The sequence below is a fragment of the Ruminococcus flavefaciens genome (assembly GCF_900116855.1).
Lineage (GTDB): Bacteria > Bacillota > Clostridia > Oscillospirales > Ruminococcaceae > Ruminococcus > Ruminococcus flavefaciens_R.
In genome coordinates, this window is the sequence record NZ_UETD01000008.1 from 204,692 (window position 1) to 227,711 (window position 23,020).

The 23,020-nt window shown below is 51.2% G+C and carries 24 protein-coding genes; 10 read left to right on the plus strand and 14 right to left on the minus strand.

The features are described from left to right. Window positions 1-133: 133 nt before the first annotated feature. A complete protein-coding gene (locus DSZ37_RS10050; protein WP_109726773.1) occupies window positions 134-2,575 on the minus strand; it encodes a glycoside hydrolase family 9 protein in 2,442 nt (813 codons plus the stop codon). A 428-nt stretch (window positions 2,576-3,003) separates the two neighbouring features. On the opposite strand from DSZ37_RS10050, the gene trmB reads away from it, so the two are divergent. The 7 genes from trmB to DSZ37_RS10090 all read left to right on the plus strand — a co-directional run bounded on the left by trmB (window position 3,004) and on the right by DSZ37_RS10090 (window position 10,468). Further along, window positions 3,004-3,669, plus strand: a complete 666-nt coding sequence (trmB, locus tag DSZ37_RS10055) for a tRNA (guanosine(46)-N7)-methyltransferase TrmB (protein WP_109726774.1) — start codon at window positions 3,004-3,006, stop codon at window positions 3,667-3,669. Further along, window positions 3,669-3,878, plus strand: coding sequence for a hypothetical protein (locus tag DSZ37_RS10060; protein WP_028519208.1), 210 nt, complete (start codon window positions 3,669-3,671; stop codon window positions 3,876-3,878). The genes trmB and DSZ37_RS10060 overlap by 1 nt, the downstream gene beginning before the upstream one ends. 283 nt (window positions 3,879-4,161) lie before the next feature. Beyond that, on the plus strand, window positions 4,162-5,151 hold the full coding sequence (locus tag DSZ37_RS10065; protein ID WP_109726775.1) for a diaminopimelate dehydrogenase: 990 nt from the start codon (window positions 4,162-4,164) through the stop codon (window positions 5,149-5,151). Window positions 5,152-5,335: 184 nt separating this feature from the next. After that, window positions 5,336-6,478: a leucine-rich repeat domain-containing protein gene (locus DSZ37_RS10070; RefSeq protein WP_109726776.1), complete on the plus strand. Its 1,143-nt coding sequence runs from the start codon at window positions 5,336-5,338 to the stop codon at window positions 6,476-6,478. Between the two features lie 514 nt (window positions 6,479-6,992). Then, complete coding sequence (locus tag DSZ37_RS10080; RefSeq protein ID WP_109726778.1) at window positions 6,993-7,814, plus strand: hypothetical protein; 822 nt, start codon at window positions 6,993-6,995, stop codon at window positions 7,812-7,814. 47 nt (window positions 7,815-7,861) lie between these two features. Next, window positions 7,862-8,878, plus strand: coding sequence for a hypothetical protein (locus DSZ37_RS10085; RefSeq protein WP_109726779.1), 1,017 nt, complete (start codon window positions 7,862-7,864; stop codon window positions 8,876-8,878). An 18-nt stretch (window positions 8,879-8,896) separates the two neighbouring features. Continuing rightward, window positions 8,897-10,468, plus strand: a complete 1,572-nt coding sequence (locus DSZ37_RS10090; protein WP_109726780.1) for an SEL1-like repeat protein — start codon at window positions 8,897-8,899, stop codon at window positions 10,466-10,468. 236 nt (window positions 10,469-10,704) lie between these two features. Here the strand turns inward: DSZ37_RS10090 and DSZ37_RS10095 are convergent, their stop codons facing one another. Beyond that, window positions 10,705-11,226: a hypothetical protein gene (locus DSZ37_RS10095; protein ID WP_109726781.1), complete on the minus strand. Its 522-nt coding sequence runs from the start codon at window positions 11,224-11,226 to the stop codon at window positions 10,705-10,707. Next, complete coding sequence (locus DSZ37_RS10100) at window positions 11,213-11,485, minus strand: hypothetical protein (RefSeq protein ID WP_109726782.1); 273 nt, start codon at window positions 11,483-11,485, stop codon at window positions 11,213-11,215. Before DSZ37_RS10100 ends, DSZ37_RS10095 begins: the two co-directional genes overlap by 14 nt. 130 nt (window positions 11,486-11,615) lie before the next feature. Here DSZ37_RS10100 and DSZ37_RS10105 point away from each other — a divergent pair, with 130 nt between their 5' ends. Then, window positions 11,616-12,350, plus strand: a complete 735-nt coding sequence (locus DSZ37_RS10105) for a polysaccharide deacetylase family protein (RefSeq protein WP_109726783.1) — start codon at window positions 11,616-11,618, stop codon at window positions 12,348-12,350. A gap of 48 nt (window positions 12,351-12,398) precedes the next feature. Here the strand turns inward: DSZ37_RS10105 and DSZ37_RS10110 are convergent, their stop codons facing one another. From DSZ37_RS10110 to DSZ37_RS10125, 4 genes are all read right to left on the minus strand, one after another. Next, complete coding sequence (locus DSZ37_RS10110; protein WP_109726784.1) at window positions 12,399-13,259, minus strand: hypothetical protein; 861 nt, start codon at window positions 13,257-13,259, stop codon at window positions 12,399-12,401. Between the two features lie 95 nt (window positions 13,260-13,354). Next, a complete protein-coding gene (locus tag DSZ37_RS10115; protein WP_109726785.1) occupies window positions 13,355-13,768 on the minus strand; it encodes a peptide deformylase in 414 nt (137 codons plus the stop codon). Window positions 13,769-13,904: 136 nt separating this feature from the next. Further along, window positions 13,905-14,624: an AlkZ-related protein gene (locus tag DSZ37_RS10120; RefSeq protein WP_109726786.1), complete on the minus strand. Its 720-nt coding sequence runs from the start codon at window positions 14,622-14,624 to the stop codon at window positions 13,905-13,907. Window positions 14,625-14,636: 12 nt separating this feature from the next. Continuing rightward, window positions 14,637-15,446, minus strand: a complete 810-nt coding sequence (locus tag DSZ37_RS10125) for an amidohydrolase family protein (RefSeq protein ID WP_109726787.1) — start codon at window positions 15,444-15,446, stop codon at window positions 14,637-14,639. A 182-nt stretch (window positions 15,447-15,628) separates the two neighbouring features. Between DSZ37_RS10125 and DSZ37_RS10130 the strand changes: the two genes are divergently transcribed. Further along, entirely contained in the window at window positions 15,629-15,871 is a 243-nt protein-coding gene (locus DSZ37_RS10130) for a hypothetical protein (RefSeq protein ID WP_109726788.1), read from the plus strand. Window positions 15,872-15,873: 2 nt separating this feature from the next. Further along, window positions 15,874-16,932: a hypothetical protein gene (locus DSZ37_RS10135; RefSeq protein ID WP_109726789.1), complete on the plus strand. Its 1,059-nt coding sequence runs from the start codon at window positions 15,874-15,876 to the stop codon at window positions 16,930-16,932. A 38-nt stretch (window positions 16,933-16,970) separates the two neighbouring features. Here DSZ37_RS10135 and DSZ37_RS10140 read toward each other — a convergent pair whose 3' ends face one another. The 7 genes from DSZ37_RS10140 to DSZ37_RS10170 form a co-directional block, all read right to left on the minus strand. Continuing rightward, window positions 16,971-17,771: an N-acetyltransferase gene (locus DSZ37_RS10140; protein ID WP_109726790.1), complete on the minus strand. Its 801-nt coding sequence runs from the start codon at window positions 17,769-17,771 to the stop codon at window positions 16,971-16,973. Further along, window positions 17,768-18,772 (minus strand): M42 family metallopeptidase, encoded by a 1,005-nt coding sequence (locus tag DSZ37_RS10145; RefSeq protein WP_109726791.1) that lies wholly within the window; start codon window positions 18,770-18,772, stop codon window positions 17,768-17,770. Before DSZ37_RS10145 ends, DSZ37_RS10140 begins: the two co-directional genes overlap by 4 nt. A 2-nt stretch (window positions 18,773-18,774) precedes the next feature. After that, entirely contained in the window at window positions 18,775-19,785 is a 1,011-nt protein-coding gene (locus DSZ37_RS10150; protein WP_109726792.1) for a M20/M25/M40 family metallo-hydrolase, read from the minus strand. A 175-nt stretch (window positions 19,786-19,960) separates the two neighbouring features. Next, the gene (locus tag DSZ37_RS10155; protein ID WP_109726793.1) at window positions 19,961-21,034 is read right to left on the minus strand and encodes a radical SAM/SPASM domain-containing protein; all 1,074 of its coding nucleotides are present in this window, start codon (window positions 21,032-21,034) and stop codon (window positions 19,961-19,963) included. A gap of 1 nt (window position 21,035) precedes the next feature. Continuing rightward, a complete protein-coding gene (locus tag DSZ37_RS10160; RefSeq protein WP_109726794.1) occupies window positions 21,036-21,854 on the minus strand; it encodes a dockerin type I repeat-containing protein in 819 nt (272 codons plus the stop codon). Between the two features lie 183 nt (window positions 21,855-22,037). After that, entirely contained in the window at window positions 22,038-22,322 is a 285-nt protein-coding gene (locus DSZ37_RS10165) for a hypothetical protein (RefSeq protein WP_109726795.1), read from the minus strand. A gap of 19 nt (window positions 22,323-22,341) precedes the next feature. Next, on the minus strand, window positions 22,342-22,620 hold the full coding sequence (locus DSZ37_RS10170; protein ID WP_109726796.1) for a hypothetical protein: 279 nt from the start codon (window positions 22,618-22,620) through the stop codon (window positions 22,342-22,344). Window positions 22,621-23,020: the final 400 nt, after the last annotated feature.

Consider the following 23,020-nt stretch of genomic DNA (forward strand, 5'->3'; position numbering starts at 1 on the left):
AAAAAGTAAATAGTTTTCTGGAAATTCGTTCATTTTCCTAATGGCAGGTAAGCATAATTGTGCAGATTGACAAAAAGCTAAAAAAAATAAGAGGAAACGAATTTCCTCTTATTTCTTATTTGTGAATTGATTATTACTTTTTAGGAAGTGCGTCAATTATGTGGAGGAGATACTCCTGTATAGCAAGAGCATCGTTGCTTGTAAGTCCCTTAACATCGGGGTCTACATCTCCGTTCAGGCGTCCCTTTTCTGTGAGGGGCTTCTCGAATGAGCCGCCTACACCGTACTTGTCGGGATTAGCCAGTGACTGCATTATGAGAATAGCATCTGCCAGCTCAACCGTGCCGTCGCAATTAGTGTCTCCCCAAAGGATGTCGTCAACTGTGGAAGTAGTTGAGGTGGTAACGGTGGTAGTTGTTGTGCTTGTTGTGGTTGTACTTGTTGTTGTGGTCGTTGTACTACTCACGGGCTCCTTTCCGGGAACTGTGTAGGGCTCGGGCTCAGTGCCGTCGGGCTCAGTACCCCATACAAGCTTGCCGTCAACATACATGGTCATGTTCTTATTGAGTGAATTAGCCTTCTTCAGGTCTGTATCCTTTGAGATACCGCCCTTGTAGGACCAGTCGTTAGTGGGGTCCCAAGCGCCCTTTGTGGACTGACCGTCGATAGCATCGGGAATTGAAACTCTGAACTGTACTTCATCTCTGTGCTCGCTCTGTCCTGTAGGCTGAATAGCTCTGCCGTCCTCGAACTTGATGAGAGCGTAGTAGATGTTGCCCGAAGCATCGCCTTCATATTTATAAGGACCTGAAACAGTTGCGTAGCCCTGCTCGCCCTGCTTGTACTGCTGTGACTTGCCTTCTACTGTGATATCCTTGGCAGAGAGACCCTTTTCGAGAGCCTCGGAGATGTCGAAGTAGTAACGATACTCGATATCCTTGGCAACTCTTGCAGGCCATGCTGTGTGGTTCATAGCCCAAGCCTTGATCTCTGTGTAGCTGTCGCCGCTGCCGTTGAGAGTAGCTGCGATCTCCCACTCAGCCCACTTGGGAGTCTCTGTGGGAGGGAATGAAGGATCGGTAGTTCCGCCGTAATCGTCAACGAGAGCACAAAGAGCAGCTGTATAGCCTGCGTTGTAGTCGATAGCTACTTCTGAATACTCATATTTTGAAACCTGATTTACATACTTTCCTGACTGGTCGGGACCGCCTACGAGAGCACCGTAGAGAGTATGAGCATACTCTGTCTGCCAGCCCTCTGCGCCGCCTGTTTCCTGTCCAAGCTCGTTCCAGTGGTCGTCGTGGATACCGGAAGCTGTTCTGTGGTGGAAAGCTGAAGGCTGATTGTCGCCCATGCCGAGAACATAGCTCATCTTCAGACCGTTATCGCCGAAGATATAGTCCATCTGACCCTTAGCCCAGTCATTGTACTTCTTTGCGTGAGCGCTGTCATCCTTGAAGATGGTATCGCTTGCCAGCTGAGCCAGCCAAGCTGTTGCACTTACATGACGGGCGGAGCCCCAGCTGAACAGCCAAGCCATACCGTCGGGAGTGTAATCTATCTTCTTGTTGTGGTATCCGTCTATCCAGTAATCAAGGTGATGTGAAACATGGTCCACCCACTCCTTGTCGCCTGTCTCCTGAGCATAGAGGAGAGCAGCAGCCTGAGAGGTATCGTCCCAGCATAAGCCCCATGTGAACTTGCGGTCTGTGGACTGATCCTCAAGGGGGAACTTGGGAAGATAATCGCTCTTTACCTTGTCCATATAGGACTGATCGCCTGTTGCTCTGTAGAGCCAGATAGCAGCGTACATACAGTCATCTACCCATGATGAGGGCTTGTACATATCTGCCATAGCGCCGTTTTCGTTCTTTCTGATAGTATCGGCAGTCTTGAAATAGGTCTTAGCCTGATCGAGATAAGCCTTAGCCTTGTCGGGCTGAGAGTCCTTGAACATGAGATAACCCTCAGCAAGAGCTGCTGCGGAAAGAGCCATTGTGGTAGAGTCTGCTATCTCGTCATAGGGACGATCCCAGTCGCCGCCGTTGAGATGATGCTTGCGGAGGTATACCTCTGCGCTGCACCAGATGTTATGGTCGGTAGAACCGCCCTTGAAGTCACCGATAGTACCGATGATCTTGTTTCCTCTGTCGCACTGCATGAGGTAATCGAGACCCCACTGCACGTTATTGCGGTAGACCTCGCCCAGTCCCTGCTTGTCAACGGCGTCCTTGTACTCAAGGTAGCCCCATGCGAGAACTGAAGCGGAATAAGCGTTTGTAAGAGTGAACTTGAAGTGGTCACCTGCGTCGAACCAGCCGCCCTTGCAGACGTCTGTCTCCTCGCCGTCCTCGTTCACCATTGAATCAGCGCGCCATGTTACATAGTTCCAGTCGGGAAGCTTGCCTGCCTGCTGAACTTCATAGAAGAACATGGACTTCTGGAGCGCCTCTGCGTAGTTGTACTTGGAATCTGCTGCTGCAACATTGCCCTCAGTGCCTGTGGGAACGTAAGCCAGCACACTTGCTGACATAGCCAGAGCAGAAACCGCTGCTGTTAGCTTTTTTAAGATCATTTTTAATACCCCTCTCGTATTAAATATTATTCAGATACAGCACCATGCCGTACCTATACATATTAAATATACAATAAATCCGTTTGTTTGTCAAGTAAAATATGAAAAATCTATCAAAGCCGCACATTCTGTCAGGAGAACTCCTCTCCCTTACCTATTTAAATATGCCGTCTCCCTTCAATCCACTATTCACTAAGCACTACTTTCTACTCACTACTTTCTACTCACTCCCCTCTGCTCACTAAGCACTAACCACTAATCACTATTAAAAACGCCCCTTGCTATTATCAAACTTTTATGTTATAAGCGGGGAGCCCCCGCAGGCTGTTTCGCGGCGAAGAATCATAAAACGGCAGTTTTTCTCCGCGCATCTTGCTATTTTCGCACTTATATGTTATAATAGTGTATATTTTCACGGGAGGTACGTCATGAGAATACGTCATAAACCATGGGCAAAGCCCGAGCTTGAGGCTTGTCCCTTTTACATACACGAACCCCAGAAGCAGATAGGTCACTGGAGAGAGCTCTTTGCGGAGCCCGACAAGCCGCTTTATGTGGAGCTTGGCTGCGGTAAGGGAGGCTTCATATCGCAGGCTGCTCCCGCCCACCCCGAGGTCAACTTCATAGCCATGGATATCAAGAACGAGATGCTGGTGCTGGCAAAGCGCAAGCTGGAGGCTGCCTATGAGGAAAAGGGCAAAGCTCCCGACAATGTCCGCATAGCCATCCAGAACATCGAGCGCCTTGAGCTGGCATGGGACGAGAACGACCGTGCAGACCGCATATATATCAACTTCTGCAATCCGTGGCCCAAGAAAAAGCACAAGAAGCGCCGCCTCACCCACACCCGTCAGCTGGTGAACTACAAGAAGTTCCTCCGCGGCGAGCTGTGGTTCAAGACCGATGACGACGAGCTTTTCGAGGAGTCCTTCGAGTACTTCGAGGAGGCAGGCTTCAGGATAAAGTACAAGACATGGGACCTCCACGCAGAGAGCCCCTACGAGAACTTCGTCACCGAGCATGAGAAGATGTTCACCGATGAGGGCAAAAAGATAAAGTTCCTTATCGCAGAGCCAATAACGGAGGAAAAATAATGGAATTCAGCAAGGATTTCGGCGTCCTGCACGTTGAGGGCGGCTCCATGAAGACCGCCGGCAAGGGCACTCTGGACACCGCACAGGATGTTCCGCAGAACATACGCACAAAGATAGACCCGAAAAAGGTAGCAGTCACCGCTGCAAAGGCAGCAGCCCTGACAGGACTGGTGCTGCTCAGACACAAGGCAAAGAAGAAGCGCAGATAATAATATACATTTGTAGGGGGCGCACAATGTGCGCCCCCTACAAATACACATCAATTTTAACACGAGCGAACATGGTTCGTCCCTACAACTCCAATTTTTCGGGACGCCGGGGGCGGCGTCCCCTACATTAGCTGACGGCTGACGGCTGACGGCTAATGGCTTAAATCAGAATTTTGCAAAGCAAAATTCTGATTTAATGCTTTACAACTCTGAAAAAAGGTGCTATAATGTATGTAAGCTGTGTTCAATGGCGAGCACAGTATTTCAAAGGAGGTATTTCCATATGGAAAAAATCAGAATAGGTATCTCAGGATACGGTAATCTCGGCAGAGGCGTAGAGCTTGCTATCCGTCAGAACGATGACATGGAACTCGTTGGTATTTTCACACGCCGCGATCCTTCCACAGTCAAGCCCCTCACAGCAGGTGCTAAGGTTTACAGCATTGCAGATGCTGAGAAAATGACAAACGACATAGACGTTATGATAATCTGCGGCGGAAGCGCTACCGATCTTCCCAAGCAGACTCCCGAAATGGCTAAGCTGTTCAACGTTATCGACAGCTTCGACACACACGCAAGAATACCCGAGCACTTTGCAAACGTTGACAAGGCTGCAAAGGAAAACGGTCACCTTGCATTCATCTCTCTGGGCTGGGATCCCGGTCTCTTCTCACTGAACAGACTCTACGCAGAGTCCATTCTCCCCAACGGCAAGAGCTACACATTCTGGGGCAAGGGCGTAAGTCAGGGCCACTCAGACGCTATCCGCCGTGTTGAGGGCGTCAAGAGAGGTATCCAGTACACAGTTCCCGTTGAGTCCGCTATGGAAGCTGTCCGCAGCGGCAGCCAGCCCGAGCTGACAACACGCCAGAAGCACCTCAGAGAGTGCTGGGTAGTTCCCGAGGAGGGAGCTGATCTGGCTAAGATCGAGAACGATATCAAGACCATGAAGAACTACTTCGACCAGTACGATACAACTGTAAACTTCATCACCGAGGAGGAGTTCGACGCTAAGCACAACAAGATGCCTCACGGCGGCTTCGTAATGAGAAGCGGTCTCACAGGCGACGGCGAAAAGACTCACCAGATGATCGAGTATTCACTGAAGCTGGAGTCCAACCCCGAGTTCACAGCAAGCGTTCTCATCTGCTTCGCAAGAGCACTTGCAAGAATGAAGGCTGAAGGCGCAACAGGCTGCAAGACAGCATTCGACGTTCCGCCTGCATACCTTTCAAAGCTCAGCGGCGAGGAGCTCAGAGCTTCCATGCTCTAATAAAAATTGTACCACAAAAGGGCTGCTTTATGCAGCTCTTTTTTTATGCCGCAATATACATTCAGCACAAATCAAGATAACATAGTATGTTTATTTTGTCGTTTTTGCGGTAAATTCGTTGACATCAGACAGGCAAAGTGATACAATTATAATATAAAATTATGACATAATAAGGGGGATCTGTATGCCATTAGTAAATGCTATTTGCACAAGCTGCAATAAGACCGTTGAAGTTGACAATACAAAGGACGCATGGGTGTGTCCGCACTGCAGTACGCCATTTGTAGTTGACAAAGCAATTAAGAAATACCGCTCTCAGCACAGAGATGTGGCAAAAAAGGTCAAAGCCGTAAAGAAGAACAGCACAGACTTTGAGGTAAGTGAGGGCGTACTCACCGCCTACAAGGGCAGCTCCTCAGAGGTGACTATCCCAGGAAACGTCCATAAAATAGGCGATAACGTCTTTGAGAACAACACCACGCTGAAAAAGGTCGTGATCCACGACAAGGTGGAGGAGATAGGCGGCTATGCCTTCCGCGGCTGCACCGCACTGGAGGAGATAAAATTTCCCGACAGCATAAAAACTCTGGGACCATGGGCTTTCCGCGGCTGCACCTCCCTTACGGAGCTGGTGCTGCCGCCGCAGCTAAGACATATATCCGACTGTCTCTTTGCGGACTGCTCATCACTCACATCTGTTGAGCTCCCCGACCTTCTCACTGAGATAGGCGCATTCGCGTTTTCGGGCTGCAAGAACCTGAAAGCCATAGAAATACCGAAATATGTGGCGCAGATCGGAAAGTACGCTTTTTCGGGCTGTGAGCAGATAGAGCGCGTTGTCATTCCCGACGGCGTATCGCTCATCGAGGAGTGTACCTTCGCTAACTGTACCGCCCTCGCCGCAGTGGGGCTTCCCAAGACCATAAAGTCTATTGGCGCATCCTCATTCCAGAACTGCATCTCACTTAAAAATGTAGAGATACCCGGCGGAGTCCTCAGCGTGGACGGCTTCCGCGGCTGTACGGGACTAAGAGCTCTGGATATCCCATCGGGAGTAACAGCCATAGGAGATTTCAGCGGCTGTACCAACCTTGAGAGCATAAGACTGCCAGCGTCACTGAAAAAGGTAAGCGGCGGTTTTACAGACTGTCCCAAGCTCACCACCATCTCATGGCCTAACCTTGCCGACAATGCAGTCAGCTTCCCCGCCTACTACGAGACCGTAGTCGCCAGCCGAAAGGCAGCAGGAAAGTGCATATACTGCGGCGGAGACTTCAAGCTCCTGAGCAAGGTGTGCAAGGTCTGCGGCAAGAAAAAGGACTACTGATACTGAGAAGTCAGGAGTTGAAAGTTTAAAGTTGAAAATCAAGTACATCATCAGCCCGGGGCATTAAGGGCGGTACTAATATAGAAGATTTACAGTTTATTATTGAGGAGGACCCTTTTGAAAAAGGGTCTCTCCTCAAACTCCTCCCCTAAAACTTTCAGCATTTAATTTAGCCCAGACAGGGCGCTCCCAGTATTATACTGGTTTTCACATTTTGTGTGCAGCGCCCTGTCTGGGCTAAATTCAGTTATAAAGTCTTTGGAAAAGGGGTTCGGGGTGACTCCCCGCAGTGCGGGGAGATGTCACGCAGTGACAGAGGGGCGCGCCTCCGTCAGAGGAGAACCTTTCCTCAGAAAGGTTTTTCCCCGATAATTTGCTATAGCATTCTATATGAGTGTAGCCCTTATGCCCCGGGCTGTGTTTTTCGGCTTTTTTGACAAAAGGACAAGTTTTGTATTGACGGAAAGTGATTTTGGAGCTATAATATTACTATCTTGACTATAAGGAGATAAATATGAAGCTCACAAAACGCGCATGGGCAGTTATTCTTACTGCCGTGCTATCCTCCGCACTATGGAGCTGCGATAACAAGAAAAGCTCACAGAGCGGAGCCGCAGAGGAAAGCTCCTCTGCCATTACAGAGACCACTTCGGAAACTGCTGCCGCTTCTCAGGAAAACACGGAAGCAGCTGCCACCACCTCATCATCGGCATCAACGGCAGAGTCCACCACTCTCACCACCTCCGCCGGGACGACTACCACATCTGCTGCGGAGACCACCGCACCTGCGGCAACAGAAGCACCGCAGGCTCCCACAAAGGCTGTGAAAAAGGGCTACGACAGCAGCTTTGAGGCGGCAAAGGCGTACTACAGCGCCTATCTCACGGGAAATGCTGACGCCGTATACGATATGCTCTGCGAGGAGGAGATAGAAGCCTATCACTCATACCTGCGCTCCACAGACCTGCTGGAGGGCAAAAATCCACAGGTGGTATTCAAGCGTTCAAATGTTATCAACGCCATAAAGCAGTCCATACAGGCAATACACGATATAATGAAGGAAAAATCCGATGTTGCCCCTGATAAGTGGACAGTTTCCCTTACCGAGGACCTGCTGAGGACCACAGGCGACAACGAGCTTGCCGACTTCAACAAGACTCTGAATACGGGATTCACAGCTGCCGCCGACTGCGGATATGTTTACTACAAGGACGGCAACGATGACCATTCCTTCATCGGAAACGGCTGCGCCTTTGTAGAGCTGGACGGACGCTGGTATCTTTCCTACACCACAATAATGAACGCCGAACTAATCACATATCTTGATATATTCTGATACACAGGGGCGGTCTTCCGCCCTTTTCTGATAAGGAGAACCACTAAATGAAGATCATGCTTTTTGTTCTGTGCATACTCCCAGCACTGTACATACAAACTATCCTGAGGACACTTGTATTCCTGATTTTCGGACCTATGTTCGGAACGCGGCTGAAAGAGGTATCTTTTCTCCGGCTTGATCTCAAACACAGCGATGACGGCTGGAAGATATCAAAGGGAGACTACACTCCCATTATACAAGTCAGAATTGTTCCGGAAACCCGCAAGCCCCATAATAAAAAAACAGAATTTCTTCTAATTGTGATCCTCTTTGCCGTACAGACGGGAGCAGCCGCAGCGATATGTTTAACAGCGTACTCCGTCTTCGGGATGCACTTCGGATATGCAGCGGCAGCATTATACGGATTTGGATTCGGAATGGCGTTTTTTGCAGTTTCTAATATCGTCATACTCATTTACGTTCTCGTTTCGAGTGCAAGCCCTGCGAACAAATATCTGGACTCTCTGTTCCAGCGTTTAAGAAACGGCGAGAGCTACAGCTCTCTTGACGTAAAGCCCCTTGAGCAGCTCGGCTTCAGAAATGTAAGCGAACTCGATAAAAAGCGGCACTATAATATTTATATGGGATACCTTGCGGCAATAGGCGATTACGAGAGTATGCGCGTACCCTCTCATCGTATGATGGACAAGCTGATCGGTCTCGAATTTTTGAAGTCTGATGCGGCAGTTTATAACAATCTCCTGTTCTTCTTCTCCGAAGTTGAGCCAAACAGAGAGTTCGCAGATATGATATTCAACAAGATGGAGAAAACCATCACCGCCGATACAGACCCCAACGGCAGAAGAGTCATGGCATATTACGCCTTTGGCATCTACAACGATATCGCAGGAGCAGAGCGCTTTCTCAGCGAGGGATATGCCGCCCTCAGCGAGTGGACAGGCACGCTCGCATCTTCGGCGGAGCTGGAAAAGGAGCTCCTTGACAGGCTCAGCAGCCGCATTGCACAGGCAAAAGCCTCTCCTCAGCCATTTTTTAACAGCAGCGAAAACAGAATAATGTAAACTCATACGGAGGGATATATGGACAACAAGCTCCTCGCCGAGACCACCGATGCCGTAAAGCAGGTCATCGACCGCTTCGGCATAGATATTCTTGCGGACCACAAGAGGTTCTGCTCGGCATTTTCAGACTTTGCTCCCCGACTGGGCAAGGAGAACAAGGCGTTCTTCGTTGCGCTCAGCGAAAACGTGGGGACTATCTTCATAAAGGAAAACAGTGCTGTCACCGACGGCAACAAAACGCCCGAAGCCATAGTGGGCAGGGCTATGTCGGATATAACCGAATACCTCAACGACGAAAAGGCAGAGCTGGTGGTACGCAGTATCGCAGGTGCTCTCGGCTGGCAGATGACAGTCTCACAGACTCAGCAGACCGCACAGCCTGCTCAGCAGGCATATATGGCTTCCTCATCGCTTATCGAGGACCTTTTCCGCCGCGCTCAGAACGGCGACAATGACGCCGGCTTCAATCTTGGAGAGCGATTTTTCTACGGCAGGGGCGTCAAGCAGGATTACGCAAAGGCTGTCAAGTGGTACACCGTCGCGGCAGACCGCGGCGATTGCAGCTCACAGAAAAAGCTGGCGGACTGCTACTATCTGGGACAGGGCGCAGAGCGCAACATCGCAAAGGCGGCTTACCGCTACGAGCAGGCAGCCGAGCAGGGCGACTACGACTCCCAGAAGGCGCTGATACGCTGCTATCTCACAGGCGGAAGCGGCTTCCCTCCAGACAATGCAAGGGCAGAGTACTACTCTCGCCGCTACGGAGTATACGCAGACGATGATACTCCCGAGGGAATAATGAAGCTTGCACAGCTTGGCGACCCCAATGCACAGTTCAGGCTGGGTTGTATGCATCTCAACGGAACAGGTGTGGAGCACGATCCGCCCAAGGCGATATACTGGCTCAAGCAGGCAGCTGACAACGGTCACGCAGCCGCGCTTTTCGACCTTGGCTGCTGCTACTACTCGGGCAACGGAGTCACCAAGGACAGAGTGACTGCGGTAATGATGTTCAGAAAGGCTGCTGAAAAGGGCGACCTTGACGCACTGAACAATCTGGGCAGCTGTCTCCTCAGCGGAGAGGGCACACAGCGCGACCCAAGAGCAGCCGCGGACAGCTTCAGAAAAGCTGCGGAGCTTGGTCACGCCAAGGCGCAGTACAACTACGGAGAATGCTGCTACAACGGCACAGGCGTCCCAAAAAATACTGCCGAAGCGTACAGATGGTATCGTGAAGCCGCTTCGCAGGATGACCCCAACGGTCAGTACTCCTGCGGCTGGTGCCTTGAACGAGGTGAGGGCACAGCAAAGGACCCCATCGCCGCCAAGGAGATGTATGAGCTTGCTGCTGCACAGCGGCATACAGCGGCACAGAAGGCACTGGGCTGCTGCTACGCAAACGGAACAGGCACCGCCAAGAACTTCGCCAACGCCGCAGATTGCTTCCAGAAGGCAGCTGCAGGCGGTGACAAGGAGGCAGCGGAGCTCCTTGCAGCCTGCTATAAATACGGCGGCGAGTATCTTGCTCCCAACGACGCAAGAGCTCATTACTACGCCGACCAGTATGGTCTGGACTATGATGAGATATAAGAAAAGGATTCACATACAGAAGTTTTGCCCCGAAGCGCTTCAAAGCACCTCGGGGCAATGTTTTTTGCTATGGTAAATCGGAATTTAACACCTTCGGTGTTAAATTCCGAAGCCCTTAGCCTTTAGCTTTTAGCCATTAGGAAGCGGCTTCGCCGCTTTATTATCGGGCGGCGGAACGCCGCCCCTACATCAGGCTAACGGCTAATGGCTATGGGCTAACGGCTTAAATCCAACTCTCAACTCACAACTCTCAACTTAAAGAACGCCAACGCTGCAAAAACGATAATAAGCAGCCGGACAGCGTTCAGCACCAGCTCCGCGGTGCGTTCGTGAGGAGTCCCCACAGTGAACAGAGCTATGACCGCTCCCCCATCAAGGCAGCGGAAGGGCAGCATATTATACGCCGCCGCCAGCAGGTTCAGCACAGGAAAGGTACCGCCGCAGTCCGCCAGCCTCATGAGCCCGAACACCAGAAGGTTTGCGGCAGGTCCTGCCAGAAGCACCGCAAGGCTCCTTCTTACGGGCTCCGCGGCAGCACGGACAGTCTCCATACGGATGCCTGCGCCGCTGAAACTGACCGCGGAGAGTCTTCCCCCAGTCAGCCACAGTGCAAGTATATGACCGAATTCATGTATCGCACAGGTGGTATAAAACGCCAGCACCAGAGCGCTGTCACGGAAAAGGAACACAAGAGCATTGAACACCAGAAAAGAGAAGTCCACCCTGACGGTAACGCCGCAAGTCTTAAAGCTTATCAATCAGAGAAGCTCCTATGTCTATGGGATTTGGCATGATGTCGGAGCTGTCTGCGGTCAGGGAGCGGAGCTTCCCGAAAACGGGAGCAGTTACCTCGGGATAAAGCATATTTCCCACAAAAAACGCCGCCGCCAGCAATATACACACCACTGCCTGAAAAGCAATGATATCATCGGCTTTTCCCTTTTTCTTACGGGATATCTCCTCAGCTATCACCTCAACAGTATCCTCCTCCGCAGTCAGCTCCTCAGTTTCGTCCATAAGATCACCTCGGTAAATATTATGCAAAAAATTGCGAAAAATGCAGAATTATCCATGTTTTTTGAAGCTGCAGATGCTCATAATACATTTGCGGAGCGATCCGCACCAACTTAATCAGAGGTAAATGCTTATGAAGATAAAACCATACGCTGCCCTGCTGACTGCGGCTGTAATGCCGTGTACGGCGGTATATGCTGCCGATAGCACGAAGATCGGCTACGGTCAGGGAACGGCAACGGACGAGAAAAACCGTCCCGTTGACGCAGTGCAGTTCAACAGCCGATACGGCGACCTTGATGCCTTCGCCCTGTCGGAGGATGAAAAGCGAATAATCATCACCTTTGATCAGGGCTATGAAAACGGCTATACCGCAAAGATACTGGATACACTGAAGGAAAAGGACGTACAGGCGATATTCTTCCTGACAGGTCCTTATGCAAAAACGGAGAGCGCTCTTGTGCAGCGAATGATAGACGAGGGACACGTCCTCGGAAATCACGGCATGACTCATGCCAGTCTGCCCACCCTCTCCGATGAGAACGCAAAGGAAGAGATAATGTCGCTCCACAACTACGTCATGAACAACTACGGCTATCAGATGCAGTACTTCCGCTGCCCATGCGGAGAATACTCCGAAAAGGCGCTTGAGACCGCGCAGCAGTGCGGCTATAAGACCCTTTTCTGGAGCAGTGCCTATGTGGACTGGAAGACCGATCAGCAGCCATCTCCTCAGGAGGGGCTCAGAAAGCTTACGGAAGCTGCACACGGCGGCGAGATACTGCTGCTTCACTCGGTATCCTCCACAAATGCGGAGATACTGGGCGAACTGATAGACAGCTTCAGAGCAATGGGATACACGGTATAAAGAAAGCGGACACAAATGTGTCCGCTTGTTTTTATTTTAGCTGTGCTTTTATACCAGTCTGCCTCTGATGATGAGAGTACTTACACCTGCCTGAGAGCTCCACTCGCCTGTGGTCTCGTCCTGAACGAACTGAGCCGCAGGAACGGTTATCATGCCGTCAAGGCTGGTAAATACTCCCGTAGCAGGGTCATAGGCGTAGTTTGTGCCCGAAGCCCATGCCGCTCCGTTGAACTCCGCGGTGATACCGCTGAGCGCAGGAGTAAAGGCGTCGCTGAATATGACATTATCAGCAGCCTCTGCGGGAACTGTACCGAAGTTCTGGATAACAAAGGTGTAGGTCACCTCGCCGTTCTCCTCAACAGCCGCAGGACTGAGTGACTTGCTGATAGCAAGGTCGATACCCTCGGTGTAAGCGATATCGGCAGAAGCCGTCACCGCCTCAAAGCCTGCTCCGCTGACTGTGGCGGTATTGGTTATTACCGCATCTGCGCCCATGGGAGCAAATTCGTTGGTCTCGGCAGCGTAAATGAGTGTGGCATTGCCGCCTGCAGGCACATTGACACCTGTTATGGTAAGGGGCGACAATGAAGTCACCACAGGTGCAGGCTGCTGAACGCCGTTCACATAGTATATGAGGCTGCCCTCCTTGTAGGTCAGGGGCACAGCAGCACCGCCAGCCTCACCGAAGCTGTACTCACCGAGGTCGTCTGTGACAGTAATGCCGTTATAGCAGGAAGAGCCTGTATTCACGATACTTACCACAAAAACGTTATCACTTCCCCGTGAATAGTTGTCGGGCACCGCAGTCTTTGAAGCCGAGAGCACCTCGAGTATCTCACCTGCGGTTATATTTGAGCTTGCCACCGTTCCGTTGTAGGACAGTGTTGCCTGATTATAGAAAGTTGCCATAGTGATTCCTCCATATGGCGGAATACCGCCGTATTAAGGGAGGGAGACTTCCCTCCCTCGCTGTATTATATGAAGGAGCGGCACTTTCTGTGAATTCAGATTATCTTTCCCTCAAAGTGGTCCATTTCGTGCTGGATTATCTCCGCCTCATAGTCGCGGAAAATACCGCGGCGGCGCTTGAACTTCTTATCCAGATACTCCACACAGATAGTGCGGAATCTGGTGACGGGGCGCACACCGCTCAGTGAGAGACAGCCCTCCTCGGTCTCGTAGGTCTCCTTGGACTTATCCACGATACGGGGATTTATCATAGCAATATACTCCTCGCCTATAAGCGCTACAAGGATAGTCTTGTGGACACCTATCATATTTGCAGCCATACCCACGCATCTTTCCGAATTAGCCTGCACCGTGTCAAGAAGGTCCCTGACGGTCTGCATATCCGCCCTTGTGGCAGGCTCAGACTTGACGCTGAGTATCTTTTCATCTCTTACAATATCCTTTACCATAACTGTTTCCTTTCCTGTCAATGCAAAGAGCGTAGGGAAGCCCCTCTGCTGCATCGCTGAACAAAATTACCGAGCCATCATTTCAGGCTCGGTAACATATTTTACGTTGATTGAAGCTTGCTGTCATAAGTTCCGCTCAGATGAGCTTGTTAATGTTTTTCTCGGAGGCATGGGGATAAAGCTCCATCAGCCTTGCGACTATCCTCTCACGGGAATCCGCAGGCTCCTCGGAATAGGCAGCACTAATGGTGTCATAGCCGAATATCCTCTCGGGAGTTGTATACACTGCCACGCTCATGCCGTACTCCTCGCCGCGCTTGTTGCGCCTGTAGCGGAAGTCCCTGACAACGAGGTAGGTCTTCATCTGGAGCTGTGTCATAATGCCCTGAAAGTTTTTTTCTCCGCCCTTGCCGAAGCCTCCCAGCTCCTTGGCTTCAAAGGAGAAAAGCTCCTCATGGCTGTCAAACAGTTCCATAATCTTAGCCTCACGGCGGCCTGCGCGTCCCTCGTCGCAGAGGCTGTCGAAGTCGTAGCCGTCCCTGCGGTAGTTAGCGAAATAAGGCAGCCATTCCGCTGAGATGAAACCCGCCTTGCCGCCGAAGAACTTACCGTAAGCGACTCTGCCCCCTGCCGCAGCAGCGGCTCTCCACTCCCACGGGTCGGTGGCAGCATTGCCTGTCCACCACGACTTGGCGGCACAGTGCTCCTCCACGGAGAAGTCCTCGATATTGTTGCTGAAAAGGGGAACAAATCCCACCTTTTCCACGAAGCTGACAAGGTCATCAACATTTCTGAGCCTGTTGGGGTCACGCAGAGTTGTGCCCAGCATTATCCACTCGCCGTTATCGGTTATCATTCAGTCTCCTCCTCAGAGTCCGAGGAACTCCTTGAAATTAGTTGCAAGTATCTTCTGGTTTTCCTCCTCGGTGAAGCCCAGCTGCAGGAAGCGCATGAGCTCGTCCTCGTGGCTCCACATGGGAAAATCAGAGCCGAAGAAGCAGTTCTCGATACCATACTTTCTGACGATATGTGCAGCCCTTTCGGGGGTGAGGAATGCCAGCGAGCTGCTGACGTCGAACCTTACATTGTCAAGACCTGCCAAAGTCTTTTCAGCCTCGTCCCACTGCTGATAGCCGCCGAGATGAGCGGCAAGGAGCTGGAGCTTGGGGAAATTCTCGTTTATCTTCTTTATGCGGTGGGGCGCAGAGTAATCGTATCTTGCATCGCCGCAGTGTATGAGCAGGGGCAGCCTGCCCTCGATGAGCTCATATATCCTGAACGCCTCGGGAGAGTCCGCATTGAACTTCTGGAAATCGGGGTGGAGCTTCACGCCGTGGAGTCCCAGTGAGATTATCTGCTCAATATCCCCCTCAAGGTCTGAGGAATCGGGGTGAGTGGTGCCGAAGCCGTAGAAGCAGGAGTGCTTTTCGCATTCCTGAGCGATGAAGTGATTGATATTATTGGTCTGCTTCGGTGTGGTGGCAGTTGAGCATACAAGGTATTTTGTTACCCCAATCTTACTTCCTGCCTCGATGAGCTTCTCGCTGAAGCCGTGATTATTCATTGGTATGTCATAGAAATGTCCGATACTGACTGTAGCTGTCTCCGCGATCTTTTCGGGGAAAATATGCGAATGTGCGTCGATTATCTCATATTTTCCGTATACCTCTGGATTCATTCTTACATCTCCTAATTACAGATTCACAGAATATTATACTCCATATCTGAGAGTTTGTCAAACGGGCGGAAACAAATTTTTTTGTAAACTTTCTGTGATATACAACGGTTTTCCGTTGGAAATACCCCCTTTACGGACTACTTATGAAAGCGCTTTCAAAAATCTATAAAGGAGGAACCAAAATGGTAACTATTTTAAAGGAGAGATTTCGCAGCTTTGAAGACAGTAAGTCGGTAGTCGTGGCGGAGCTTGCCGTAGACGTAAAGACCGACCTTCCTGTGCCTGACGGCATAAGCGGCAGAGTGCTCTCTCAGGGCACACTGGCATGGGAGATAACCACAGGTGAGCTATACGGACTGGGCAGTGACGGCAAATGGGTCAACCAGACCACAGGCGACGTCTATGATCCCGCCGGGGAGGAATGACCATGCTCTTTGAGATACTGAAAGTCCGCCGAACAGGCATCGCGGACGACCTTTTCACAAGGCTGGCAGTCAGGGCTATGGGATATCATGAGCGCACGGGGGCAGTTCCCCTGCGCTTTTTCTCCGACGGCACTCCCCTTGCGGACTGGCGCATAAAGGGCGCGGCAGGGGGCGTGGGCTGTGTCGGCACCAACAAGCTGGACTACAAGCCCATAGCTCGGGGCTCGGGACCCGGCGGCACATATACAGACAGCGGCACCATTGCAGGTGTTGCAATGAACACCGTCAGTATCCCCGACGGAGCACCTGCCGACTCCGACCATCAGCGCTGGTATATGCTCCGCGCAAATATCAACGAGGGCGGAAACTGGGTGGACGATTACAGAAGTCCCACCTATGCCAACTGCAACTGGTATGCCAAGCTTACGGCAGGCACATACAAGCTTGTTGCAGAGTGTGCAAATCCCTATGGCATAACGGTCCGCGTGCCCAATCTGGACAGCATATACCGCAACGACAGCGCATTGCCGGGGAACCATATCCCCAGATACGACCTTGTGGACAGCAGCGGAAATATACTCATAGAAGTAACTTGGGAGAACTTCTTCGGAAGCGGAAATCAGCGGAGATGGACCCGAAAGGAGTCTGTATTCACAGTGACCGAGGATACCGACGTGGGTGTATTCTCCAAGATGTTCCAGTATGACAGCTCTTACGCTGTTGATAATATCACACCCTATCTTGTATTCCGCTACATGATAGTGCCTGCGGACACGCCGACCTCACAGTTCAGCGTTACTCTGCCAATAACGGGTGAGCCCGAGATAACAGGCGAGAGCTGCTGGGAGCCCTATAAAATGGTACTCCCTCTGACAGTTCGCTGCGGAGAGCGGTCTGCGGCAGTCGCCATTGACCTTGGGAAAAACCTCCTCGGCGAGAACGACACCGTCAGCTTTTCGTCCACACATACCACTATCCCCACATTCATCGGTACCAACATCATCACTGCGGAAACCGAGATACAGCCCTCGGAGATGTACATAAAGTACATCGGAATATAAGAAAAAAGCCCGTGACAGCTCACGGGCTTTTCCATAATTCAGTTTCTTTCCTCAAGGCGTCCCTTTGCAGCGCTGTCCTTTTCGATGTCGATACGCTCGAGAACTATCTCTCTGCCTGCAACGCGGAAGCCTATCTCCTTATAGAAGCTGACTCTGACGTCCAGTGCCAGCAGGTAGGCTCTCTTTCCGAGACCGTTGAAGAACTTGGCAAGCCATTTCAGGAACTCCCTTGCATAGCCTCTGCCCCTTGCAGCCTTATTTGTAGCCACCTGACCGATGAGGACGGTGCTTCCGATATCGAATACCGCCGAAGCTGTTGTGGAGTTGCGGTAGGTGAACACTCTGCTTATACCGTGGCGGCAGCGGTGTGAGGTATCGGTGTACCACAGTGAGAAATCCGCGATATTGGGAAATCCCTCGCTGAGTATCTTGTACACATCGGGGAGATTGGGGTTGAACTCAACGTGCTCCTCAATAGCCTCAAGCGGCGTATCATCGGGAATGAGCTCAAAGATAGTGCGGTTGAGGACCTGATATCTCTCGGGGATGGTTATACCCTCCAGTATCTTCTGGTCGCCCTCTATACGGAATGGCACATTCATGCTGACGAACAGGTCTATCTCCTGATTTGGTTCAAGATTTCCGTCGCCGCAGATTATCAGGGTAGAGTTGATGATGAACATGAAGCCCACGCCTGTTTCGTCAGTTATCTTGTAAAAACGGCAGAATTCATAATTCGGACCGTATGCTCTCATATAGGCGAGCATTTTCTTGCCCGACAGCGTTTTGTTCAGCAGTACGCGGTCAAGCTCGTATTCATGTTCAATAAGTGTTATCATAATAAAGGTATCCTTTTTGAAAGATTTTTCACAAGCTTATAGGAGCTTATGAGGTCTGACATATCAATGACAGATGAGGGAGAATGGAGGTATCTGCAAGGTACAGACACGGATATGGTGCGGACTCCCTTTCCGCTTATATGTATAGCGCCTGCGTCATTGCCGCCTGCTATCATGGTCTTGGTCTGGCAGGTAGCAAGGTCGAAGGCGAGCTTATAAAGCTCCTTGTCGTAGATAGTGCGCCTGTCCATAAAGGACACAACGGGACCTCTGCCCAGCTCGCAGACTCTCTTTTCGCCTGTGACGCCGTCGATATCCGCAGCGGTCGTAGCTTCCAGCACTATGGCAAAGTCGGGAGCTACGGAGAATGAGGACACCGCCGAGCCGCGGAGACCTATCTCCTCCTGTACGTTGAAGACGAAATATGTGTCATAGTCGGGCTTCTCCTGCATGAGCTTTATCATTATGGCGCAGCCTGCGCGGTCATCAATAGCCTTTGACTTTACGCAGTGCTCACCAAGCTCGGTGAACTCCGAGTCATAATAAACGCAGTCGCCGAGGGAGACAAACTTCTCAGCCTCCTCCTTGCCTGCGGCGCCGATGTCGATGTAGAGACTGTCCACCGAGGGAGCCTTTTCGCGCTGCTCCTTGCTCAGGTTATGCACAGCCGTAGAACCCACGACTCCGCTGATACGGTCTTTTCCAACGCGGACCTGTCTGCCGATGATGACAGAGGGGTCTATTCCGCCCACGCAGTCGAAACGGAGAGTTCCGTCTGCGCGGATATATGTTACCATGAAGCCCACCTCGTCCATGTGGGCGCATATCATCAGTTTTTTCTTCGGGGACTTTCTTCCCTTGCGGAAGCAGATAAGGTTGCCAAGGTCGTCCACGCTGTACTGGCAATAGTCCTTGACCTTGCTTATGATAAGGTCGCGTACAGCTCCCTCATCGCCCGAAATGCCGTCGGTAAGGCATAATTCTTTCAGAAGCTCCTTCATGATCAGCCCTCCTTTATGAATTCCGCAAGGAGTCTTGCGGTAAGCTCCACATCTGTAAGGTCTATGACCTCAACGGGAGTGTGCATATTGCGGAGCGGTATGGAGACAGTGCAGGCTTTTGCACCGCTACGGCTGACTGAATAGCGGTCTGCATTTGTGGAGGTAAGACCGCTCATGACCTCTGTCTGATAGGGGATATCCGCAGCCTCGGCAGCTGCCATAAGGCTGTCGCTTATCTCGCGGGACAGAGAGGGTGAAACTCCTATCATGGGACCTCCGCCGAGATATCCGCACTTGCTCTCGTCCTCACCTATGGCATAGGCGAAGCTGACGTCCACAGCCAGCGCGATATCGGGATCGATGGTGAAAGCGCCTGTCTTGGCACCGCGCTCCCCCACCTCCTCCTGCACGGAGAAGATAACGGTGACGTTATAGGCGGTCTCCTGCCCTTTCAGCAGTTCAAGGGTGTAGAGCAGGCAGGCAACTCCGCAGCGGTCGTCCAGAGCGCCGCCTGTGATACGGCTGCCAAGGAGGTCGCGGCAGGTAACGTCAAATGTGATACTGTCACCGAGGGAGACTGTCTGCTCCAGCTCGGCTTTTGTCATGCCCGTGTCGATGGCGATATCGCTTATTTCGGGCACGGGAGTACTTCCGCTGGTAAGATGGGGCGGAACGGAGCATATAACTCCCTTGATATCGCTTTTTCCGTGAATGACAACGGGCTGTGCGGGCAGAAGTCTGCGGTCGAGACCTCCTATGTTCCCCACCTTGATGAAGCCCTCATCGGTGATGGCTGTCACGGCAAAGCCCACCTGATCGATATGGGCATCGAGAACAAGCTTGGGACGCCCCTCAGCTTGAACGCCGAAGCTTCCGATGACATTGCCGCCGAAAACAGCTGCATCGGGGCAGTATTCACGGAGCATTGCCAGAGCAAGTCCTGCGGCGTCCTCCTCGCTTCCCGACGCCCCCGACGCCTCGGACAGCTGAGTGATGGTATTTTTCAGATCCATTGCATTAACTCCTTTCGTCTCAGAATAAAACAGATCACTATATATTATATCAGAAAGTCACATATTTTTCAATAGCCTTCAGGTATAATTTATGCGGTTTTATCCAGACAGACGAAAAATACGGGAGCCTACTGCTCCCGTACCTTTATCTGAAAGAAAAGAATTATTATCGTGCTCAGAAAAGAATGTCCTTGAAGCACACCTGAGGACGGTTGTTGTCGAAGTCCCAGCTGTGATATGCGTCGCCGTGGCAGAAGTCCTTCTGGTCACACTTTGAACAGACCTCGTTATCATCGGAGAGGTCGCGTCTGAAAATACTGAATTTATTGTTCCAGACCTCGCTGAATCTGTCGCGGAGCACATTTCCCTGAATGAACTCGGGTCTGCGCTCAATGTCAAGACAGGCGATGATATCGCCGTTAGCGCAGATGCTTGCGGTATACAGACCTGCGGTGCAGAGGTAATACCAGTCCCTGACCTCGCGCTCGTACTCCATACCGAGGTAGTGGCTGCATCCGTAGCTTACGGGCTCGCCCTGCATTCTCTTATTCCTGATGAACTCGAACATGGTTCTGTAATCATCGGGAGTAAGGATGAGCTCGGGGTGTTCCTTGGCGCGTCCCATGGGCTCCATATTGATAACACGCCATGAGTCGATGTCCATATCGTTGAATATCCTGAAAAGCTCGTCAAGCTCGCCGATATTCTTGTGGGTAACAACGGTGGTGACCTGAACGTGCTCCAGACCGCCGCAGCGCAGCAGAGACTCTATGCCCTCCATAGCCTTTTTATAGCCGCCGGGAGTTCTTCTGAACTCGTCGTGGGTCTGCTCCAGACCGTCGATGCTGACGGAGATAGTGCCGATACCCACTTTTTTAAGGTCCTTGGCAACGCTGTCGTCTATGAGTGTGGCGTTGCTGGTCATGCCCCAGCTGAAGCCCAGCTCATGAGCGGCGCCCATGATATCGAAGAACTCCTTCCTGAGAAGGGGCTCTCCGCCTGTGATATCCAGCATTTTGCCGCCTGTACCCATGTCCTCCTTTACCTGCTGAAGGAATGTGCGATACTGCTCCACGGTGAGCTCCTCGGAGAACACCTCTCCGCAGTGGCTTCCGCAGTGCATACATCTCTCGTTGCAGCGCAGTGTCAGCTCCAGAAAGAGGTTGCGAAGCTGAGGCTTTACCATCAGTCTTTTTCTGTACTCCCTCATCTGCTCCAGATGGGAGCGCTTCATATCAACATTGAGCATATTACTTCTCCTGACCGTTGGGATTCAGCATATCCTTTGTTATATCATCCGTGGGTCTTATACCGTAAAGAGTCACAACGATATCCTTGCCCGGATCGTACTCGTCTATCGGCTTAGCCACATTGGGGTCATCGGGATCGGCAGGTGGCTGAGCTATACCCTCTATCTCAACATTCATATTGTAGCTGATACCGAACTCATTCTGGAGCTCTCTCTGCGTAACCTTGCCCAGAACAAGCTTCTGAATGAGGATAAGGTCGGAAACACCCAGCTTTCCGTCGCCGTTCATATCGCCGTAGTAAGGCTCATAGCGAAGCTTTCTGTAATCTATCTCGTTATTGAGGAGCATTTTCCTTACGGCAAGCACATCGAAGCTGTCAACATTGCCGTCAACATTTACATCTCCGAAGCAAAGTACGATAGGCGGACCGTAAGCAGGCTGAGGAACAGGCTCAGCGGTGGTAGTTGTAAAGAGCTCCTCAAGCTCCTGACTTGTTGTAGTAGTGGTCTCGATCTGCTGACTTGTTGAAGTTGTGGTGTCAAGCTGCTCCGAGGTTGTCGGAGGAGGACCGTAAACAGGCTGAGGGCGGACAGTGGTAGTCATAGTAGTAAATGTCTGCTCAAAGTCTGCCGCAGTTGTAGTTACATTTTCCGTAGGAGGCATACCGTATGCGCCGTAGAACTCACTGTATATTTCTCTTTCTACGTTGTTTCTCAGATCGGGCGCCTCAAAGCTATCATCCGCATTTGCAGGAAGAGCTGACAGATTGGCAGCAGCAAACATTGCAGCGGTGACGACGGTTCGTAAAGTTTTTTTCATGATCAAACACTCCCTTCAATAATCTATGGCGTGACAGCCGAATTAGCAAGTGATCTATATATAAGGTCGGCTGTCACGGTTCCACAGTGCTATAAAATAAATGTCCTAAATGGGCGCAGTTTTTTTCGTTCTCTTTCAACTTTGTAGACCTGCACAAAGCTGTGAAGTCTGATTTGTGCAGTATTACTCCGTGAACAGATCGGGCGAATCGTAATCAAGCGTTCCATCGCTGTTTTCTCCGCTGTTATCTGCTTCGCCGTACTTGTCTGCTATCATGTCGCGGAAGCCTTTTATCGCCAATCCCTGCTGATCGTCGGCGTCGGTCTCATCGGGAGCCTCGGCTTCCTCCTCTGTCTGAAAAGGGTCTGCAGTATCAAGCACTTCCTTATCTCTCAGGAGATCACAGCCGCAAAGGCAGACCGTCCCTGAAAGCAGAGCCGCAATAAGCGCAGCTTTCACCCTGTTCATGGCTGTTTCCTCCTTTTTGTCAGTTATTGAATGACTCAGGCGGACCGTATACAAGCTGAATACTGTCCTTTGCAGGTTCATATTCGGTGGTATCGGGCTGAGTGATGGGGTCGGTAGCGAATTCATCAGTGGGCGGCGGTCCGTATACGGCAGGGACCGTGTAGGCGGCGGAAGAATTTTCCGTAACAGGCGGACCGTAAACGTCCTGTACATCATCGCTTCCGGGATCGCAGCCCGTGAGCATTGCCGCACCTGTGAGCACAGCTGCCATAAGAGCAGTTTTTCTGTTCTTTTTCATACAAACACCTCCACTATATGTTATATCTTTATTGTACTACCTATACGGGCATTTGTCAACCGAAAATGGTTAGCAGAGGTTAGTGATCAGTGCATAGTGTTATATTGGGTACTAATGTAAATCATTATTTAGCGCATACGCGAAAAATTGGAAATGTAGGGGACGGCGTCCTCGACGTCCCACGAAATTTGTATTGTAGGGGCGGATATCATCCGCCGTTAAGGGACGCCCTCACTTGCAGGGCGTCCCCTCTCAAAAAACAGTCCACCGGACTGTTTTTTGATTCACCCCTTGCGGAGCGCTTTGTTTTATTTCGTCGCCTTAAAAGCTGAAAGCGACGACCAGAGGCGCTGCCTCTGGACTCCGCCAAAGGAACACAGTCCCTTTGGAATCCCTTACA

Excerpts from the sequence above, each read along its gene's own strand:
- DSZ37_RS10080 (WP_109726778.1), top strand. The coding sequence starts at position 6,993 with ATGAAGCTCACAAAACGCGCATGGGCAGTTATTCTTACTGCCGTGCTA.
- DSZ37_RS10125 (WP_109726787.1), bottom strand. The coding sequence starts at position 15,446 with ATGAATCCAGAGGTATACGGAAAATATGAGATAATCGACGCACATTCG.
- DSZ37_RS10090 (WP_109726780.1), top strand. The coding sequence starts at position 8,897 with ATGGACAACAAGCTCCTCGCCGAGACCACCGATGCCGTAAAGCAGGTC.
- trmB (WP_109726774.1), top strand. The coding sequence starts at position 3,004 with ATGAGAATACGTCATAAACCATGGGCAAAGCCCGAGCTTGAGGCTTGT.
- DSZ37_RS10070 (WP_109726776.1), top strand. The coding sequence starts at position 5,336 with ATGCCATTAGTAAATGCTATTTGCACAAGCTGCAATAAGACCGTTGAA.
- DSZ37_RS10105 (WP_109726783.1), top strand. The coding sequence starts at position 11,616 with ATGAAGATAAAACCATACGCTGCCCTGCTGACTGCGGCTGTAATGCCG.
- DSZ37_RS10145 (WP_109726791.1), bottom strand. The coding sequence starts at position 18,772 with ATGAAGGAGCTTCTGAAAGAATTATGCCTTACCGACGGCATTTCGGGC.
- DSZ37_RS10170 (WP_109726796.1), bottom strand. The coding sequence starts at position 22,620 with ATGAAAAAGAACAGAAAAACTGCTCTTATGGCAGCTGTGCTCACAGGT.
- DSZ37_RS10100 (WP_109726782.1), bottom strand. The coding sequence starts at position 11,485 with ATGGACGAAACTGAGGAGCTGACTGCGGAGGAGGATACTGTTGAGGTG.
- DSZ37_RS10085 (WP_109726779.1), top strand. The coding sequence starts at position 7,862 with ATGAAGATCATGCTTTTTGTTCTGTGCATACTCCCAGCACTGTACATA.
- DSZ37_RS10150 (WP_109726792.1), bottom strand. The coding sequence starts at position 19,785 with ATGGATCTGAAAAATACCATCACTCAGCTGTCCGAGGCGTCGGGGGCG.
- DSZ37_RS10120 (WP_109726786.1), bottom strand. The coding sequence starts at position 14,624 with ATGATAACCGATAACGGCGAGTGGATAATGCTGGGCACAACTCTGCGT.
- DSZ37_RS10155 (WP_109726793.1), bottom strand. The coding sequence starts at position 21,034 with ATGCTCAATGTTGATATGAAGCGCTCCCATCTGGAGCAGATGAGGGAG.
- DSZ37_RS10065 (WP_109726775.1), top strand. The coding sequence starts at position 4,162 with ATGGAAAAAATCAGAATAGGTATCTCAGGATACGGTAATCTCGGCAGA.
- DSZ37_RS10165 (WP_109726795.1), bottom strand. The coding sequence starts at position 22,322 with ATGAACAGGGTGAAAGCTGCGCTTATTGCGGCTCTGCTTTCAGGGACG.
- DSZ37_RS10160 (WP_109726794.1), bottom strand. The coding sequence starts at position 21,854 with ATGAAAAAAACTTTACGAACCGTCGTCACCGCTGCAATGTTTGCTGCT.
- DSZ37_RS10140 (WP_109726790.1), bottom strand. The coding sequence starts at position 17,771 with ATGATAACACTTATTGAACATGAATACGAGCTTGACCGCGTACTGCTG.
- DSZ37_RS10060 (WP_028519208.1), top strand. The coding sequence starts at position 3,669 with ATGGAATTCAGCAAGGATTTCGGCGTCCTGCACGTTGAGGGCGGCTCC.
- DSZ37_RS10050 (WP_109726773.1), bottom strand. The coding sequence starts at position 2,575 with ATGATCTTAAAAAAGCTAACAGCAGCGGTTTCTGCTCTGGCTATGTCA.
- DSZ37_RS10130 (WP_109726788.1), top strand. The coding sequence starts at position 15,629 with ATGGTAACTATTTTAAAGGAGAGATTTCGCAGCTTTGAAGACAGTAAG.
- DSZ37_RS10135 (WP_109726789.1), top strand. The coding sequence starts at position 15,874 with ATGCTCTTTGAGATACTGAAAGTCCGCCGAACAGGCATCGCGGACGAC.
- DSZ37_RS10115 (WP_109726785.1), bottom strand. The coding sequence starts at position 13,768 with ATGGTAAAGGATATTGTAAGAGATGAAAAGATACTCAGCGTCAAGTCT.
- DSZ37_RS10110 (WP_109726784.1), bottom strand. The coding sequence starts at position 13,259 with ATGGCAACTTTCTATAATCAGGCAACACTGTCCTACAACGGAACGGTG.